Raw genomic sequence first — 17725 nt, 5'->3', positions numbered from 1 at the left:
ACCAAAATCATTAACTATACTCTTTTAATAGCTGCCTATATCCTGTTAAAATTTTCGATTTAGAAATAAAACCAACAAATTTTTCTTGCGAATCTAACACTGGCAAATGCCAAGCTCCAGTTTCATCAAATTTTTTGATTATTGCAACTGCATCATCATTTAAATGTACAATTGCTGGTGGCACTATCATTATCTTCTCTATACTTTCTGGCAATTCTTGATCTTTATTAAAAAGATATGGGCGAACATCATCCAAAGTAAGCACACCTTTCAAGTTTTGATCTTTATCTAATACCGCAAATATATTTTTTTTCCCATTTTTTATTAATGAAAATAAATCTGAAACAGGAGAATTTTCTAAAATTCCCTCAGAATTTCTATCGATAAAACTTTCTAATTGTAGAGAATTCACAAGATTGCTATCGTGCTCACTTGTAAAAATATGTCCACGATCTATCATTGGTTGCATTTCTGGATTCACTGGGGAAAACCACCTTGCCATAAGATAAGAAATTACGGCAACAATCATCAATGGGATAAATAGATCATAACCTTGGCTACTTTCTGCAATCAAAAATATGGCCGTTAAAGGTGCGTATAAAACGCCACTCATTACTCCTGCCATTCCTACCAATACGAGATTGCTCATCGGCACATTTTCCATCCCAAATTGTTTGCAAATAAGCGCAAATAGAAATCCTAGCGTGCCACCAGCAAAAAGAGAAGGCGCAAAATTTCCACCATTACCACCACTAAAAATAGTGATAGAACTCGCAAAAGCTTTTAATAAACAAATTAAAACAAGGAAGATGATGATTGTCCAACTTCCCAAATCTAGGTAGCCAAAAAAACTATTTTCTATGATGACTGCAGGATTTCCCATCGTCATTAATTTCAAGGTTTCATATCCTTCGCCAAAAAGTGGCGGCAAAAGCACACACAAAAAAGATAGAGCAGCACCTCCCAAAACTGCTTTTTTTAGTCGAGAAAATTTTAAATTTTTTATATAATGCTCAACTTTTAAATTTACATATACATAATATCTCGCGTAAAATCCGGTTGCTATTCCCAACAATAGATAATACGGAACATTGTAATAATCAAAAGATTGGCGTGTATAAAATCTAAACAAAACATCTTCTTGTAGCAATATTCTAGACAGTAAACTGCCACAAACTGCTGCCACAACCAAAGGTATGAAATCTGAAAAAACAACACCAGTTAATAATATTTCAAAAGCAAACATTACCCCTGCAATTGGCGCATTAAACGCAGATGCAATTCCCGCTGTTGCACCTGCAGCTAGCAAAAGTGTTCTTTCTTTGTAGCCCAATCTGTATGTTTGTGCAAAATTAGATCCTATCGCAGCACCAGTTACTGCAATTGGGCTTTCCAATCCTGCAGAACCACCAAGACCAACGGTTATAGCACTTTGTACTATTTGAGAATACATTTTTACGGAAGAAACTATACTAGAATTTTTTGCTATTTCGTAGAGAATTGCACCAATTCCTTTTCTATCATTACCTTTATACACATAAATTACCACGAGCGTAGTGAGTACAATACCTAAAAATGGGAAAACACCGTAGAAAAAAATTTGCTCTTCGAAATGAACTTTTGTAATGATAAAATGATGAATATAATGCACCAAAGTTTTCAGTAAAACTCCTGCCAAACCTGCGGTGCAACCTACTAAAATACCAGAAAGTATTAGAAATTGATTTCTGCTTAATCTATTGCTCAACCAATGCAAGACCAATTCATAACTGCGCACTTTCTTTAAGCCATAGCTTTGAAATTCATTTTTGTATTTTAAAAAACTGATTAATTTCTTTTTATTATGAATGTTCACAGATAGGTTTTGAGATTTTTTTGAAGTTACAAATTTACGAAAAACTATGAACCAAAATAATGGGATAGTCTTTGATTTCTTTTATGAACTGCGAAAAAATCTTTTTGTAGAATTAATATTTGAATGGTATATTTACTTTTAAATTTTATTTGATGAAAATATTAATAGTAAACGGACCCAATCTTAACCTTTTAGGAACGAGAGAACCAGAAATCTACGGAAATACTTCTATGGAAGAATGTTTAGAAGATTTAAAAATAAAATATCCTACCGCGGAAATAGATTTTTTTCAATCGAATATTGAGGGCGAAATTATTGATAGACTTCAAAAAATAGATTATGAAAATTTAATCATTAATCCTGGTGCATATTCTCATTATTCTTTTGCAATTGCAGATTGTTTGAAAAACATCAAGCTTCCAAAAGTAGAAGTTCATATTTCTAACATCTATCAACGAGAGGAATTTCGCCAAAAATCTGTAACTGCAGCTTCCTGTGATGCCGTACTTTCTGGTTTTGGGTTGAAAGGATATTCTTTGGCTATAAATTATTTATTAAAATAATAAAGAAACCATAAACATTTTGTGCTTTTATTAAATTATTTAAAAAAAACTAAAGAAATCCTTTGTAGTTTCATTTTTTTTAGGTTTATCTTGTTTGACAAATAAAAATACGCACTATGAAAAAAGTATTATTCGGACTTGTATTGTCCGTAGGAATGAGTGGAATGGCAATGGCAAATTCCCTTGACCCAATTAAAGAAATTAGTAAAGTGGATTTATCTACCACATGTTTCACTCAAAAAGTTACCGTTGTTTTAAATCATTGTGGAGGTCATGAAGGAACTATTGCTGGAGATCAAGTACCTATTACATGCGCTGAAGGACAGAACGAAGGTACAATCACTACGACTACAAAAACTTTAACTGAAGCAACGCCGCAAACTCTACATATATGCAGTTGTTCTCATTAGATAGTAATTATTAAATTTATTCTATGGTAAAAAAATTGAAATGTTTTATATTTTTATTCGTTTTTGTTTGCGTCAGCTCTCAAAAAGCAGATTTTGTTGTTGAATATATTTATGATTACGAACCTTTAAAAGGTAATAAAGCGTTTTTAATTGCTGATGCCAAAAATTCATATTTCTTTTTCTCAACAGATTCAAGTATTTCTTATGAAGATATTACCAAAAAAAATTAAAATGGAGTTAATACATCGTTCATACTAAATTATATATTTTCAGAAGACACAATGTATCAACCGGTTTATTTTAAAGGTATTTTGAAGAATGTTGAAGAAAATTTGATGAAAGATAAATTTGAAGATTTAAATTGGATTATTCAAAAAGAGAAAAAGACATTGTTAACATATGAATGTACTTTAGCTACTACAGAATTTAGAGGAAGAAAATATAAAGCTTGGTTCACTTATGACTTAAAAAATAATGCATTTCCGTGGAAATTAAAAGGTTTACCAGGTGTAATACTTGCTTTTGAAGATGAATCTGGAATTATTAAGGGAGAGGCTTCAAAAATATATATAAATTCGGATTTAAATATGCCTACAAAGTTTGCAGAATTTTTTGACAGTCATAGAACAAATTCAATACAATTTAAAAAAGTTATCCTTGAAATTAATAAATATTCTGCTGATCTTGAAAGTCAAGATCTTGCAAATTTACCGCTTGGAACGAAAGTAAAGAAGGGAAATCCGAGAGAATTTTCTGTAGAAAAGTCTTTTGAATGGGAAAAAGAATCATCAAAACCATAAACATTTTGTACTTTTATTAAATTATTTAAAAAAACCGAAATAAATACTTTGCAGTTTCATTTTTTTTTTTTTAGGTTTGTCCTGTTTAACAAATAAAAATAAACATTATGAAAAAAATTTTATTAGGACTTGTATTGTCCATAGGAATGAGTGGAGTTGCATTGGCCAAATCAGGTAAAGATGGTTATAATAAATTACATTATCGAAGCATTGAGACTATGAAATATAATTATTCTAAAGGATTAATTGTTAGTTGCACATTTTTTACAAGAACAAATGAATATAATATTTGTGGAGATCTTGTCAATTCCAGTGTAACTTCATATACATTACCTACTGCGCTGTGTGGTGATTTTGAAAATGGTGTTAGTATGAAAACTGAAAGATTTAATAATGGTTTTGGTGATTGTCATCCTGAAAAGAAAAGCAACAGTATTCAATAATTCACATGAGAATTATAACACTACTTACAATATTTTTATTTAGCTTTAGTTCTGCACAAAGTTCAATTATAATTTATAATAGAATAATAAATTTTGATAATGATACTAATAATATTATTTCAGATTATAAAGCATTGGTTTTCGAAAAAAATCATTCATTTTATTTCAATATTTATGATAGGGGAGATGAGATATTAAAATTTTTAAAAGAAAATAATAATATAATTAAAAGTACAAATGTTGTATTTAATAATAATGAATATTTAAAAATTAAAGATAATTCTTTTTCAAAAGAAATATTATTTTATAAAGATTTAAACCAAAATTATAATTGGAAAATAACTTCTGAAATTAAAAATATTTTAGGCTTTAAATGTAAAAAAGCGTTGGGTGAATTTAGAGGCAGAAAATTTGAAGCATGGTTTACTTCTGAAATTCCTACAAATTATGGACCCTACAAGTTCCGAGGATTACCTGGCACAATCTTAAGTATTTCAGACACTGAAAAAATGTATGTTTTTGAAGCTATAAAAATTATTAAAAACATCCAACCCAATATTAATGTGGAGTCCAAATTATCTTTCAAATTTCCATTAGGTTTAGATGAATACTTAACATATAAAGAATATATTGATTTAAACAATACTTATTTAAATGAACGTAGATCGAGAATACTATCATCTTTACCTTCAGGTGCAGTAGTTCAAGAAACATCTAAAAATCATGAATTCGATTTAGAAAAATCCTTTGAATGGGAAAAGGAACCAGAGAAACCGTAAACATATCGTACTTTTATTAAATTATTTAGAAAAAACTAAATAAATCCTTTGCAGTTTCATTTTTTTTTTTTTATGTTTGTCTTGTTTAACCAAATAAAAATAAACAATATGAAAAAATTAATTTTAGGACTTGTAATGTCCGTAGGAATGAGTGGAATGGCAATGGCTAGTAACGATGTGAAAATTGACAAATTGCAAAGTGTAGAAAAAGTTGCAGATTGTACGATCAATACACTAGTCACTGTAAGAGATTCTGAAGGTATACTAATTTCCTCATCGGAAGTTATTACTACTGGAACTGGAGCAGAATGTAATGGAGCGCAAAATGGTGTAGTTTATGGTATTTATATGGTAAGATTACGTGGTGCATCAATTCAACCTTAAATTACCATGGGCTACTATATAGCCCATTTTTATTCTATTTGATAATGAAAAAAATTTTTATAATATTTATTTTTTACAACGTATTTATAAAGGCGCAGACCAATGTGATTGAGTACATGTATAAAATTGACAATATTTCTATAGTAGATACTTATAATGAATTCCTTATTCATAATAATGTTGATGATATACTGTATTTTAGTTATGGAAATCAAGGTGAAAATTTAACTTTTGAGCAATTTGAAAAAGTAAAATTTGATAAAATAAAATTACAATATTTTATTTTAAATGATAAAAATAGTTTGCTTTATGAACTAGGCACGAAAATGCCACCTGTGAAGATTTTAATCAAAGATGAAATACCAAAAATAAATTGGAAAATATTACAGGAAACAAAGTCAATTCTTGGTTATAAATGCATTAAAGCAGAAGGTAGTTTTCGTGGTAGAGACTTTATAGCATGGTTTACTACAGAATTACCAATGCAAGTTGGTCCCTGGAAACTTCAAGGTTTACCTGGAACTATTTTAGAAGCCACGGATAAAGCATTAATGCATAATTTTTATGCAACAAAAATCAGTTTGAATATTTCTTATAAATTACCAGAAGATTTTCAAAATTATATAGATGAGAAAAAGAAAAATTTAATTTACATAAAAGATTATATAAAAGGAGAAAACGAATATTTACTAGATATAAACTCTCAAATTTTAGCTGGTTTTCCTATTGGAGCAAAAAACAAATCAGATAATGTTAGAAATTCTCAAAAGGAAACTATATTTGAATGGGAAAGCGAACCAGCAAAATATTAAATCATTAATATCACATTATAAATGGCAGAAAATCTCTGCCATTTTTTATTATTAAATTTATCTTTACAAAGAATTCCCCAAATGAGGATCATCCTTTTTATTTTCCTTTTCTTCTCTCAAATTTTATCTGCTCAAACACAGATAAAAGGCATCGTACAATCTGATTCTGCAAACGTTTCTTTGAAAGCAAACATCATCTTACTAAACGAAAAAAACGAGATAGAAACTTTTGGTTTTACCAACAAAGACGGCAGTTTTCTGCTGAATGTAGAGCGACTTGGGAAATATACGATACAAATAACAGCTTTTAATTATAATGAGAAAAAAATAGACCTTTTCGTAAACGAGAAAGATAAAACCTACGATCTCGGTAATATCAACATCAGCCATTTAAAAGAATATGAGATAAAGGAAGTTGTGATAACCAGAGACAAACCCATCCGCATCACCAAAGATACTATAGAATACAAGGCTTCAAAATTTGCAAACGGTACAGAAATGAACGTAGAAGATCTGCTCAAAAAACTGCCCGGTATGAAAGTAGGGAAAGATGGAAGAATAACCTTTGGAGATACTGATGTAGAAGTTGTACTCATAGAAAACGACGATCTCTTCGAGCGAGGCTACCAAACGCTTACCCAAAACATGCCTGCAAACGCGCTGGAAAAAGTGCAAGTCATTAAAAATTATTCTAAAAATAAACTGCTCAAAAATATTCAAAATACAGAAAGCATCGCCATCAATCTCACCATAAAAGAAGATGCAAAAGGCAAATGGTTTGGCAGTACCACACTCGCTTCCACAACATACGACACAAATTTTTATCAAGTAAAATTCAACCTCATGAATTTTACCAAACGCAAAAAAATCTATCTGCTCTACAATCAAAATAATTTGGGTTTGAACGAAATGTCTGGCGTTCAATATCTGATGAACCCATCTTCGGATAAAGATGTTGAGAATTTGGGTGGCAATATCAATTTGATTTCATTGATTAATTTGCACCAAAAAAATAACTTGTTTGAGGATAATAGAACCAATTTTAATAATGATAAATTGGTATCTCTCAACTACATCAACAATTATAAAAACGATTGGAAACTAAAATTTGTTACCGTTTTCAACGATATAGAAAACCGGAATTTCGTAAATTCTCTATATAAATTTAATTTTGAGGGCTTGAATTTCACCAATGTAGAAAGCAATACTTGGAAGCAAAGCAACCAAAATGTGATTGCGAAAGTAGAAATCCTTAAAGATTTTAAGAATGATGCAAGCTTGCAATTCTACAACAAACTTTCTTGGTTGAAGGAAAATAATGACAATGATTTTATTTTTAATAATAAAATTAACAATCAAAACGGGGAAAACAAACTTTTTGCGAGCGAAAACAAAGTAGTGTACACCAAAAAACTAGATTCTACCCAAGCAATTGTAGCCGTCGGAAAATTTATGTATCAAAATAGACCGTACCAATTCACCGATGAAAATGATGTTTTTAAATTTATTCTTAATAATCCTGCTGCAAGAAAAATTCAACAAAATGTAGATTCTAATATGCAATTTGGTGGTGCAAAGCTTTCTTATTTAAATACTATTGCCAAAGATAAAACATTGGAAATTCAAATTGGGAATGAATACAGAACAGACCACCTGAATTCTCAATTAAATGTTTTTGATGCCATAAATCAAGCAATTTTATTTGATAAAAATCCTTATGAAAACTTGGTAGACTTTACTCAAAACAAAGCTTTTTCTGAAGCGAAATATAATTTTAAAAACGATAAATGGAGTTATGGTTTTGGTTTGATTTCACAATATATATCTGCAAATCTTAATGAAAAAAATACCAACTTATTCAATATTTCGCCCATTCTAAACATTGGTTTTAAAACGAAACATTCTGGTAATTTCAACATCAATGCAAGCAGGAGAATTTCCCAAACTGGTGTAGAAAATTTTTACCAAAACTTTATTTATCAAGGAAACAGAAGCTTTCGACAAAGTGAAGTTGGTTTTCAAAATCTGCCCGCTTATAATGTTGGTTTTAGTTATAATTTGGGCGATGAAATTTCTCGTAAATTTAATTTTAACATCAACTATTCTCGACAAGAAGATTATATTTCTAATAATACGATCGTGAATCCGAATTATACATTTAATCAAAATATTTTAATTAAAAATAACGACAATTTAAATGGTAGTTTTGAAACGAGAAGGTATTTTAAATTTATAAAATCTAGAATAAGTCTCTTGGGAAATTACAACTATTCTCGCTACGAAAATAGTGTAAATAGCCAAGCATTAATTGCGACTCAGTTTCAAAATATTAAATTAGGGTTTGAAATGAAATCTGGCTGGACAAAAAAAATAAACTACGAATTGGGATATGATTGGGCGTTCAACATCATTAAATCTGATGTAAACAACACAGAATATCTAGACCAAAAAGGTTTTGCGAATCTGTATTACAATTTTAGTGAGGTGCTGCGTTTAGAATCTATTTTTGAATATTATAAATTTGGAAATGCGCAACAAAAAACAACCAATTTTTGGGATATTAAGTTCAATTATCAAGTGAAAAAACATGCATTCAATATTTTTATCAATGCTAATAATTTGTTGAATAATAAAAGCATACAGCGATTTTCTATTTCAAATATCAGCGAGAGTTTGTACACACAAAGATTGTTGCCAAGACATGTAGTTTTAGGTGTGAATAAGAACTTCTAACGAAAATCTGATCCATTTTCATCCATTTAAAAATTAAATTGTACACAAAAAAACCTCTCAAAAAATTGAGAGGATCATTATTATTTTTAGAATAAAATTATAGTTGCGGTCCAGCTGAAACTAAATTTTTACCTTCTTCCGTATCGCAATATTGCTCAAAGTTTTTGATGTATCTGCTCGCTAAATCTTTAGCTTTTGCTTCCCACTCACTTTCTGCAGCGTAAGTTGCTCTAGGATCTAGAATACCTTCAGAAACATTTGGCAAGGCTGTAGGGAATTTTAAATTCATCACAGGAACGGTTTCAGTTTCCGCTTTATCTATAGAACCATCCAAAATTGAATCGATGATTGCTCTTGTATCCTTCAAAGAAATTCTTTTTCCGGTTCCGTTCCATCCTGTATTTACCAAATATGCTTTTGCACCGTGTTCTTTCATTTTGCCAATCAATGTTTTAGAGTACATTGTTGGGTGCAAAGATAGAAATGCTTCTCCAAAAGCTGGGGAAAATGAAGGTGTTGGTTCTGTAATTCCTCTTTCTGTTCCTGCCAATTTTGATGTATAGCCACATAAGAAGTGGTATTGCGCTTGCTCATCTGATAAGATAGAAACAGGTGGCAATACGCCGAAAGCATCTGCAGAAAGATAGATTATTTTGCTTGCATGTCCTGCTTTGGAAGGCAATACAATTTTATTGATATTATAAATTGGATAGGCAACTCTTGTATTTTCTGTGATAGAATTATCTGTATAATCTACTACTCCATTTTCATCTACCACAACATTCTCTAGCAAAGAATCTCTTTTTATCGCACGGAAAATATCTGGTTCTTTTTCTTCAGAAAGATCAATTACTTTTGCGTAGCAACCACCTTCGTAATTAAAAACTCCGTTGTGATCCCAACCATGCTCATCATCACCAATCAAATATCTTTTTGGATCTGCAGAAAGCGTTGTTTTTCCAGTACCAGAAAGTCCGAAAAATACGGCTACATCTCCTTCTTCTCCTACGTTTGCAGAGCAGTGCATAGATGCAATTCCTTTTAATGGAAGGTAATAATTCATCATAGAGAACATTCCTTTCTTCATCTCTCCTCCATACCAAGTACCACCAATGATTTGCATTTTCTCTGTAAGGTTGAACATTACAAAATTCTCAGAATTTAATCCTTGCGCTTCCCAGTTTTTATTTACAGTTTTGGAACCATTGATTACTAAAAAATCTGGCTCTCCAAAATTTTCTAATTCAAAATGAGACGGACGGATAAACATATTCGTTACGAAATGTGCTTGCCAAGCAACTTCCATCACAAATCTTACTTTCAATCTGGTATCTTCATTAGATCCACAGAAAGCATCTACAACATATAACTTTTTAGACGAGCTCAATTGATTTAGAACTGCTTCTTTACAATTTGCAAAAATTTCTGGTGTCGTTGCAACATTCACTTTTCCATCCCAATGGATGGTGTCTCTAGAAATATCGTCTTCTACAATATACCTATCTTGAGGAGATCTTCCAGTGAAAACTCCTGTTTTTACGGCAACGGCTCCAGAATCTGTAACAATTCCTTTTTCATAACCCGTATTTTTATCAGAAATTTCAGCTTGATACAATTCTTCGTAAGAAGGATTGTAAACCACTTCTTGATCACCTGTAATGCCAAGTTTGTTTAATTGTTCGATAATCTTCATATTTTTCATAAGCAAATATTATATTTCTAGTTACGTGTCTTCCAAATCTACGGAAAATTTATAATTCTAAAAAAAGAGATTACTGTGATATTGGTCAGTACATAATATTCTGCAAATACTTAAAAATCAATTAATTAAATCTGACCATTCAAAAATGGTAAAATATCCTTTTGTTTTGAAGTAATTTTCAAATCCCGAAAATTTAGACGTAAGGATGAAATCTCCACCCCAAGCTCCAAGACTTTTTATAAAAACCGGACAATCTGGAAAGAATTTTTCTTTGGTAGTTGGTATTTCTAAAAATTTTGACAATAGAGCTTCATGCAGTATCATTAAAGCAGAAAAATCTGATAGAGAACCTGTTGCAAGTGCATCTTGCGTAATTCTAGAGAATTCATCTATGAGAACTTCGGATTTCATTTTACTTTTATATAGCGAAATACCTTCTCTAGAGTCTTGTTTTTGATTTAAATGAACGAAAATTAAATCATCTTTGAAATCTGGGTAAAAATCTACTACTTCAACTTCTCTGGCTAAATTTTTATTAATTTTAAATAATATAGATTTATTTTCTTTTGCAATCGCAATATCGTAACCGCTTCCTCCTAAACAATTATCATTTAAAACAAAAGCGTCAATTACGGCCCAATTTGCAAGATTGTTCATTAAAGTAGAGCTGCTTCCCAAACCGAAATTGGCGGGAAATTGTAGATTGGTGCGAAGCTGATAAGATGTATTTGAATGAAATTTATTCAAAGATAAACGCTGAACCTCTCTTAAAACTTTTAAAATAAATGCAGCTTCGTTTGGCAAATTGGTCTCAATTATTTCCCAACTTTGGTAATTAATTTTAACTTTCAACCAAGCTTGATCTTGATGAAAAGCCTCCCAAAAAATGAGCGATTTTCCATCTTCAATTTCATTAAAATTTAATTCTTGACCAACATTTGTGGGAACTGCCAAAGCTAGAGCGCCATCCAAAACCAGATATTCTGACGTGAGCAACAATTTTCCAGGTGAAAATAATGTACCCATTTTTTAAAAATCTATAGAGCTTCTACTGTTTTATCAATTTTTTTGATAAGACCTTGCAAAGTATTTCCAGGACCAACTTCTACAAAAGTTGTCGCTCCATCTTTGATCATGTTCTGTACAGATTGAGTCCATTTTACAGGTCCTGTCAATTGTGCAATCAGATTTGCTTTTATCTCGTCTGGATCGGTAACTGCAGTAGTGGTAATATTTTGATAAATAGGGTAACTCGGTTTTCTAAATTTTGTTTTTTCTATTGCATCTGCCAATATTTCTTGCGCAGAAAGCATCATCGGAGAATGAAAAGCTCCATTTACAGGTAACATCAAAGCTCTTTTTGCTCCGGCTTCTTTCATTTTTTCACAGGCGATTTCTACTGCAGAAGTTTCTCCAGAGATCACCAATTGTCCCGGACAATTATAGTTTGCAGGTACGACAATACCATCTATACTGTTGCAAATATTTTCTACCGTAGCATCATCTAAACCAAGAATAGCTGCCATAGAACTAGGATTGGCATCACAAGCTTCTTGCATTGCTTTTGCTCTAGCAGAAACAAGCTTTAAGCCATCATGAAAAGTAATTGCACCGTTTGCAACCAAAGCAGAAAATTCTCCTAGAGAATGTCCAGCAACCATTTCTACTCCTTTTGCGTCTGCAATTTTCAGCTTTGCAAGAGAATGTATAAATATTGCAGGTTGTGTGATTTCTGTTTTCTTCAAGGCTTCTGCATCTCCCTCAAACATTACAGAAAGTATATCGAAACCTAGAATTTCGTTTGCAGAATCCATCAAGTCTTTTATTTCTTTTCTCATTTCATAGAGATCTTTTCCCATCCCTACAAATTGCGATCCTTGACCTGGAAATACTAGTGCCTTCATTAAATCCTTTTAATTATTTCTACAAATTTAGCGTTAAAAAAACTAAATTCTGATAGTGAGTTTTGTTTAATTTTTGAGTACTACTTTAGGGAGCTAAACGCACAACACGATATCCTGTGTTTAAGTAAGCTCCATTACCGTTGGTTCTTACGAAATCAAATTTTGTAGCCAATTGTGTTTGTGCTTTGGATATTTGCTTAAAAATTTCGCCTTTGCTATTTTCTCTGCTCAACATATCGTTGGTAACATCAAATCCAACAACAGCATATTTCCCGGGCTTTTTACAATATTTTTCTTCGTAATCTCTCAAAATTTCTTTTTCAAAAGAACCTTCCATATTTATTTTTGTATCTACCAAATACATCAAATTTACTTGGCGAAGATTTTCTTGTTTAGAATCGAATATGGAAGAATAATACATACTAAAAGCTCTGATACCCTCAATTTCGCTAGACAATTCTAACAATTTGGTGGCGAAAGCAGCACCTTCAGAATTTCTATTATCAGCTAAAATTGCAATTATTGGTGCAGCTTGCCCAGTCATCATGTTGGTATCCAACTTCAATTCTGAAGATGAAGAAATGATAAAAACTTCTGCATTTTTCGATTGTTTTAAAATGGTAGCTTTTATTGAGTTTGCGTATTGCTTTTCACTACCTGCAACTATATAAATTTTTTGATTGCTGTACGTTTTCAGAACTTCCTCTGCGATTTTGTCGGCGTATATTTGATGATCTGTTTCTATAATGATCAAATTTTCATAGGAGTGCAAATCTTCGCTGTTTGCAAAAGGTGCAACCACCGGGATTTTGTTCAGTTTCACATAATCCAAAACTTCTACTAAATTGGATTTAAGAAACGGCCCGACTATTAAGTCTGTTGCATCTTTATCTACCTGAGAAAGGGATTTTTTGAAGGTAGATTCATTACCTGCATCTACAATTTTCACATTTAATTTTTGACCATTTTTAGCATTTCTTTCTAAAGCAAGCTTTACTCCAGTCAAAAACTCTAAAGACATTTCTCTATATTTAGAATCTCCATTTTCATAGCCAAATGGCAACATGAACACTACATTTAATGCATCGCCAGATTTTTTAATATAAGAAGCTGCTAATTTTTTTATTTTCAAAATCATTCCAGACTTCAAACCATTAGATAGCTGCGGATTCAAAGTAATTAATTGATCTATGGTTACATTAAATTTATTAATAATACCAAAAGTTGTATCTCCATCTTGAACAGTGTAATATAAAAAATCGTCTTTTACACTTGTAGTAGTATAAGTAGGAACTTCTACTTGCACATAATCTTTTACATTGGAAATCTTATCTTCAGAAACTTCTTCTGTAGCTAATGGTTGTCCGTTTCCGTATTTAGAAATTTTGTCCGTTGGTAAAGTAATTCTATCACCAATTTTCATGTTATTGTCTAAATCTGGATTCAATTTTCTTAATTCTGATTCAGAAATTTTGTATTGTTTCGTCAAACCATAGATGGTCTGCTTTGGTTGCAAAATAATATCTGCAGTTTTGCTGGAGGTAGCATTAGAAGTTGTGCCAGCTTTTGCTACGGTAATTTTATCTCCAATATTTAAAACCCCATCTTCTAAGTTTGGGTTTAATTTGTACAAATCTTCTAATGTCAAATTGTACATTTTGGAAATTCCATACGGAGTATCACCTTGTGCAGCGGTATGCGTTTTTTGCGCAGATGCCCAACTCACTAATAAAATGCTAAATAAAAATAAAAACTTATTCATGTTCTAAAAAATAATGGTAAAAATACTGCTTTAAAATTAAATTACCGCAATTACCAATTCCGGATTTTCAATTGGCATTTCTTTTAGACAAAATTGAAGCCAAGATTCTCCTTCTTCTGCATAAAAAACGCTAAAATTATAAACTCTTTCCTGCCAAATACCAGAAGGATGAATTTCTGTAAACAAATTTCTAGCTCTATCTAGAAGTTCGCTTTGTTTTATTTTCTCTGCACGCAACAATCTCTTTTTCATACGATCAAAAGATTTTAATTGTCTTGTTTCCTCCGCAACTACTAATTGTCCGAAAGTTATATCTGTACTCTCGGCAGAAGTTTTCATTTCCGAAAACTGAGTTTTCAATTTAATTTCTAAAAAATCTAAATGTTCTAAAATTTCATGATTGTTTAGCAACAGATTTTTAGAAATATTTTCAAAATTTTTGAATAAATCTACAATCTCCAATTTAAGCTTAGCAACTTTTTCTACTGTTTTCTCTTTTAGGAATAAAAAAGAGTTTCTAGGAATCAATATTGGAAAAGGAATTTCTAAATTTGCGAAAAAATCTTTTAATTCCAACCAGTACATTATTTCTGCATTGCCGCCAATGTACGCAAGATTTGGCAATATAAACTCTTGGAAAACTGGCCGCATCAAAGCATTTGGACTAAATTTCTCGGGAAACATTTGCAATTCTTGCATCATTTCATCTTTAGTAAATGATATATTTTTGTCTACGATATGATAATTTCCATTCGCAAATTCTATCCTATCTCGCGTGTCTGTGAGATAAAAAAGATTAATATCTCTAGGATTTACTTGAGCTTTGCCGTACGTATTAATTAAAAAATCTACCTTATCAGAACTATACTTTTTTAAAGTCTGATGTTGTAATTCTTCCTCAAAAATTGGAATTATTTGTTTTTTTAAACTTGCATCATCACCATCAATCATCAGCAATCCAAATTCTGAAAACAATCTTTGAACTAAAGTTCTTGTAGCTTCGGTAAGATTATTACCCAATTTGTAGGCTTCTTTTATAATTAAATTTAGCTCTGTGCCGAAAACAGAATCTTGAAATTCCTCAGAAAATTCTGTAATAAAGTGCAAATTCTCTGGAACTATTTTCCCTACTACTCCTCCAGATTCTCCTCTTATTTCGTAGAAATTATGCTCAGTTTTAAAATGATTGATCTCTTCAAAATCATGATCTTCGGTCGCCATCCAAAATATTGGTACAAATTGAGCTTCTGGAAATTTCTGAGAAAGAAAACTTGCAGTTTTTATGGTCTGCAAAATTTTATAAATAAAAAAAGCAGGACCAGAAAAGAGATTCAACTGGTGACCAGTCGTAATAGTAAATGTATTTTTCTTATTGAGCAGTTGTAAGTTTTCAGTCTGCTTTTCTCTTAAATGTACATTTGCCAATTGCTTTTTCAAACAATCTGCTAAAATTGATCTTTTTTCCGCGGAAAAGGAATTTTCTTTACGCTCTATTTTAGTTTGAAAGTTTTCTAAGGAAAACATATCGCTGGTAAAATCTGCCAAATCGCCCCGCAAAAAATCTTTAATTAATTGTGGAATATTATTTAAGTCTGTAAAGTTTATGTTTTCTAAAATTTTCAAATCGTAAATTTAATTGATGAGATACCATACGATACCAATATTTATTCTGAAATCTGTGTAGGGATAATTCGGTGCCGAATAAGTTTCATTTTTTATGAGCAGCGTATTGATGTGTTGACCCTCCAAAAATACGAAAAATCTTTTCACCTTCATATTAAAATAGGCATCAACAATTGGCTGTCCACCAATAGAAAAAGGACTAGAACCTGGCAAAATAAACTCATTTAAAACTGGAAAAAACTCTCTAGAATCAAATTTTGTAAAATAGTAAGCTTTTATACCTGTTTGAATTTCCGCAGCATCTTTGAAAGCCTTGGTTTGATAAAAAACATTGGCTCTTGCCACAACATCTGGAGCTGGAAAGAGCGCTTCATTATTTAGTGTATTTTGGAATTGCAATCTCGTGTTCAGTTTAAATTTTTTATAACTAAAAGTGGCATCACCTCCAAATTGAGCGATATTTACAGCTTCTTGGCTTTGTTTGGGAATACCTACATTATCAAAATAGGTAAAATTTTCTACCCGAAAATAATTTGCAAATAATTCTGTTTGAAACCACTTTAATTGAAGACTGCCACCAATTTCCGTTCGATTTTCATTTTTAAAATCTGTATTTTGGTAATTAAATTTTGTGAAAATTGAAGTATTTACCAGATAATTAAAGCTTGGAGAAGCGGTTTGAAAATTTACTTTTGCATTGATGAAATAATCTTTTATCGGTTCTAATTTTAAATTATTTGAAGATTTGAAAAAAGTTCCGAACTCTGTTCCATTAGAAAATTCTAGATTTGATTTAAGGTCAATTTTATCCCAGAGAAAAATCCCCAAATTTCCTACTGCACCTATTCTATTTTCATTTCGTTCGGTACCAATTTCAATATTATTAATGGTAATGGGATCCGAAACTCCTAATTTTATTTTCTGGTAACGAAGACCGCCATCCAACTTAAACTTTGCATTATCAAAAACTAAACTTACAGTATTGCTAAAATTTTTGGAAAATTTACTTGCCCCTAAAACGTAATTTTGCAAAGCATCTGTATTTGTATCTAAATAAAATGCCTCGGCACTCTCTTGTCCAAACTGATATCTGTTGGTTTGATGATAAACCGTGTAGCGAATTCTAAATGGATATTTTTCCGAATTGAAAGGAGTAAATTGACTGCTGAAATAATATCTTCGGTAGGCAAATTGTGAATTTGAACCTACAAGATTTGGAAGAAGGGAAATTCTGTTGCTGGTAGCTGTATTGTCTGAGAGAAAACTATCTCCGTTTTCTATACCGCCACTTTCTTCATTATTTATATTTTGATGAATAAAATGGGCAAAAGCCTCAAATTTTTTATTTTTAGAAATATAATTTCCGGAAAAAAGAGTCGTGTTGTTTGCTGCTAAAGTTCTTTGAAAATTTCCTGCAGACCTTAAGCCAAAATATTCTACAGCAAAGTTGATGCGATCTCCAATATTTTGAGTGTAGGTAGTTTGTAAAACAGCGCCATTGTTTACACCACTATGGTAGATAAATGAAGTTGTTGGTGTTTTTACATCATAATATTTAACGTCGTTAATAGAAAGGATATTATACGCTTTGTTTTCGGGTAATAGTGCAAGATTGGCTTCATCGTTATTTTTATATACTAACGGATTGTAACCACTACCCACATTTGCAAACTGTAATAATCCAAAATCATCTTCATTATTGTATTGAGTGTAGATGAACACTTTATTTTTTGATAAAACAGTATCTAATATTTTCTTTTCACTAAACTGTGTACGAAATTTATAATCTTGTATTGTTGGCTTGAAGATTTTAAGAGAATCTTTGGTGCCTGAATCTATTACCAAAGAATCATTTTTCCTCACTCTATTAGAGTCGGTTTTGTTTATTACTTGTGCAGATGCAAAAGTGGACCAAAGAGTAAGAATTAAAATAAAGTACTTCATTAAAATATGTT

At 31.2% G+C, this 17725-nt stretch carries 15 protein-coding genes; 8 read left to right on the top strand and 7 right to left on the bottom strand.

All coding sequences use genetic code 11. The annotated features are described in order from the left end of the window. Positions 1-10: 10 nt before the first annotated feature. Positions 11-1855, bottom strand: coding sequence for a chloride channel protein (locus HNQ03_RS08775; protein WP_173779302.1), 1845 nt, complete (start codon positions 1853-1855; stop codon positions 11-13). Between the two features lie 152 nt (positions 1856-2007). Here HNQ03_RS08775 and aroQ point away from each other — a divergent pair, with 152 nt between their 5' ends. From aroQ to HNQ03_RS08730, 8 genes are all read left to right on the top strand, one after another. Further along, positions 2008-2418: a type II 3-dehydroquinate dehydratase gene (gene aroQ, locus HNQ03_RS08770; protein ID WP_173779301.1), complete on the top strand. Its 411-nt coding sequence runs from the start codon at positions 2008-2010 to the stop codon at positions 2416-2418. A gap of 170 nt (positions 2419-2588) precedes the next feature. Continuing rightward, positions 2589-2828 carry a hypothetical protein gene (locus HNQ03_RS08765; RefSeq protein ID WP_173779300.1) on the top strand — a complete coding sequence of 80 codons (240 nt, stop codon included), beginning with the start codon at positions 2589-2591 and terminating at the stop codon, positions 2826-2828. Positions 2829-3163: 335 nt separating this feature from the next. Beyond that, the gene (locus tag HNQ03_RS08755; RefSeq protein ID WP_173779298.1) at positions 3164-3628 is read left to right on the top strand and encodes a GLPGLI family protein; all 465 of its coding nucleotides are present in this window, start codon (positions 3164-3166) and stop codon (positions 3626-3628) included. A gap of 107 nt (positions 3629-3735) precedes the next feature. Next, entirely contained in the window at positions 3736-4071 is a 336-nt protein-coding gene (locus tag HNQ03_RS08750; RefSeq protein ID WP_173779297.1) for a hypothetical protein, read from the top strand. A 5-nt stretch (positions 4072-4076) separates the two neighbouring features. Further along, positions 4077-4850, top strand: coding sequence for a GLPGLI family protein (locus HNQ03_RS08745; RefSeq protein ID WP_173779296.1), 774 nt, complete (start codon positions 4077-4079; stop codon positions 4848-4850). A 108-nt stretch (positions 4851-4958) separates the two neighbouring features. After that, a complete protein-coding gene (locus HNQ03_RS08740; RefSeq protein WP_173779295.1) occupies positions 4959-5234 on the top strand; it encodes a hypothetical protein in 276 nt (91 codons plus the stop codon). A gap of 44 nt (positions 5235-5278) precedes the next feature. Continuing rightward, on the top strand, positions 5279-6046 hold the full coding sequence (locus tag HNQ03_RS08735) for a GLPGLI family protein (RefSeq protein ID WP_173779294.1): 768 nt from the start codon (positions 5279-5281) through the stop codon (positions 6044-6046). 81 nt (positions 6047-6127) lie between these two features. Beyond that, complete coding sequence (locus HNQ03_RS08730) at positions 6128-8779, top strand: TonB-dependent receptor (RefSeq protein WP_173779293.1); 2652 nt, start codon at positions 6128-6130, stop codon at positions 8777-8779. A gap of 97 nt (positions 8780-8876) precedes the next feature. Here the strand turns inward: HNQ03_RS08730 and pckA are convergent, their stop codons facing one another. From pckA to HNQ03_RS08700, 6 genes are all read right to left on the bottom strand, one after another. Then, positions 8877-10481: a phosphoenolpyruvate carboxykinase (ATP) gene (gene pckA, locus HNQ03_RS08725; RefSeq protein ID WP_173779292.1), complete on the bottom strand. Its 1605-nt coding sequence runs from the start codon at positions 10479-10481 to the stop codon at positions 8877-8879. Between the two features lie 117 nt (positions 10482-10598). Further along, positions 10599-11507, bottom strand: coding sequence for a GYDIA family GHMP kinase (locus tag HNQ03_RS08720; RefSeq protein ID WP_173779291.1), 909 nt, complete (start codon positions 11505-11507; stop codon positions 10599-10601). An 11-nt stretch (positions 11508-11518) separates the two neighbouring features. Then, positions 11519-12385, bottom strand: a complete 867-nt coding sequence (gene fabD / locus HNQ03_RS08715) for an ACP S-malonyltransferase (protein WP_173779290.1) — start codon at positions 12383-12385, stop codon at positions 11519-11521. Positions 12386-12470: 85 nt separating this feature from the next. Further along, positions 12471-14147: an amino acid ABC transporter substrate-binding protein gene (locus HNQ03_RS08710; protein WP_173779289.1), complete on the bottom strand. Its 1677-nt coding sequence runs from the start codon at positions 14145-14147 to the stop codon at positions 12471-12473. A gap of 36 nt (positions 14148-14183) precedes the next feature. Beyond that, entirely contained in the window at positions 14184-15770 is a 1587-nt protein-coding gene (gene bshC, locus HNQ03_RS08705; protein ID WP_173779288.1) for a bacillithiol biosynthesis cysteine-adding enzyme BshC, read from the bottom strand. A gap of 9 nt (positions 15771-15779) precedes the next feature. Further along, complete coding sequence (locus HNQ03_RS08700) at positions 15780-17714, bottom strand: putative porin (RefSeq protein WP_173779287.1); 1935 nt, start codon at positions 17712-17714, stop codon at positions 15780-15782. Between the last annotated feature and the right edge of the window lie 11 nt (positions 17715-17725).

The organism is Frigoriflavimonas asaccharolytica, assembly GCF_013294015.1.
Taxonomy (GTDB): Bacteria; Bacteroidota; Bacteroidia; order Flavobacteriales; family Weeksellaceae; genus Frigoriflavimonas; species Frigoriflavimonas asaccharolytica.
Note: the sequence above shows the minus strand (reverse complement) of the source record. Positions and strands in the feature narration are given on the sequence as shown.

Bases quoted from the DNA above. Each gene is read 5' to 3' on its own strand.
- pckA (WP_173779292.1), bottom strand. From the start codon at position 10,481: ATGAAAAATATGAAGATTATCGAACAATTAAACAAACTTGGCATTACA.
- HNQ03_RS08720 (WP_173779291.1), bottom strand. From the start codon at position 11,507: ATGGGTACATTATTTTCACCTGGAAAATTGTTGCTCACGTCAGAATAT.
- HNQ03_RS08735 (WP_173779294.1), top strand. From the start codon at position 5,279: ATGAAAAAAATTTTTATAATATTTATTTTTTACAACGTATTTATAAAG.
- HNQ03_RS08745 (WP_173779296.1), top strand. From the start codon at position 4,077: ATGAGAATTATAACACTACTTACAATATTTTTATTTAGCTTTAGTTCT.
- HNQ03_RS08765 (WP_173779300.1), top strand. From the start codon at position 2,589: ATGGCAAATTCCCTTGACCCAATTAAAGAAATTAGTAAAGTGGATTTA.
- HNQ03_RS08755 (WP_173779298.1), top strand. From the start codon at position 3,164: ATGAAAGATAAATTTGAAGATTTAAATTGGATTATTCAAAAAGAGAAA.
- HNQ03_RS08740 (WP_173779295.1), top strand. From the start codon at position 4,959: ATGAAAAAATTAATTTTAGGACTTGTAATGTCCGTAGGAATGAGTGGA.
- HNQ03_RS08750 (WP_173779297.1), top strand. From the start codon at position 3,736: ATGAAAAAAATTTTATTAGGACTTGTATTGTCCATAGGAATGAGTGGA.
- fabD (WP_173779290.1), bottom strand. From the start codon at position 12,385: ATGAAGGCACTAGTATTTCCAGGTCAAGGATCGCAATTTGTAGGGATG.
- HNQ03_RS08710 (WP_173779289.1), bottom strand. From the start codon at position 14,147: ATGAATAAGTTTTTATTTTTATTTAGCATTTTATTAGTGAGTTGGGCA.
- HNQ03_RS08700 (WP_173779287.1), bottom strand. From the start codon at position 17,714: ATGAAGTACTTTATTTTAATTCTTACTCTTTGGTCCACTTTTGCATCT.
- HNQ03_RS08730 (WP_173779293.1), top strand. From the start codon at position 6,128: ATGAGGATCATCCTTTTTATTTTCCTTTTCTTCTCTCAAATTTTATCT.
- aroQ (WP_173779301.1), top strand. From the start codon at position 2,008: ATGAAAATATTAATAGTAAACGGACCCAATCTTAACCTTTTAGGAACG.